Origin of the sequence: Mesorhizobium sp. M0001 (assembly GCF_040324255.1) — a bacterium.
Classification (GTDB): domain Bacteria; phylum Pseudomonadota; class Alphaproteobacteria; order Rhizobiales; family Rhizobiaceae; genus Mesorhizobium.
Map to the genome: position 1 here is coordinate 1 of NZ_JAMYVS010000042.1, position 666 is coordinate 666.

Annotated in this window: 1 protein-coding gene; it reads left to right on the forward strand. The window is 64.3% G+C overall.

Annotation, left to right across the window (positions count from 1 at the left end):
* On the forward strand, positions 1-606 hold a 606-nt coding region (locus NKK50_RS31265), incomplete at its 5' end, for an integrase core domain-containing protein (protein ID WP_352544380.1).
* Between the last annotated feature and the right edge of the window lie 60 nt (positions 607-666).

A 666-nucleotide genomic window follows, 5' to 3' on the forward strand; every position in this document is an offset into this window, starting at 1 on the left:
CGGCTGTTTGAAGAGCATGGCCTGCCGGATCGCTTCAGAAGCGACAATGGCCCGCCCTTCGCATCGGCCGGCGTCACCGGGCTGACGCCGCTTGTCGTGCGCTTCATCAAGCTCGGCATCACCTTGGAGCGGATCGCACCCGGCAGGCCACAGCAGAACGGACGTCACGAGCGCTTTCACCTGACCATGCTGCCGATGGCCGAGGCACCGGAAGCCGACCGAACGGCACAGGGCCAGGCCTTCGAGACCTTCCGCCACAGCTACAATGAGGAACGTCCCCATGAGGCGCTGGGCATGGATACGCCCGCCCAGCACTACCGGTCCTCACAGCGCGCCATGCCCAGGACACCACCCGAGCCCGTCTATCCGGCCGAGGCCTCGGTCCGCCGCGTGCGCCACAATGGCGAGATCCGATGGAATGGCGGCTTCATATATGTCTCGCAAGCGCTGGCGGGCGAACCGGTCGCTGCGTTGGAGACCGAAGACGGACAATGGACACTCTCATTCCATGCCCACCCGCTCGGCATCATCGACACACGGCACATGAAGCTTGTCCGCCGCAGCGCCGCGCCAACCAATCCGCTTGGCGCTGCGGCGGACGCATAGGGGGAGAGAAGTGTCACCTATGTATCCGGTTCAAAGTGTTACCCATCTATCGGCTGGACA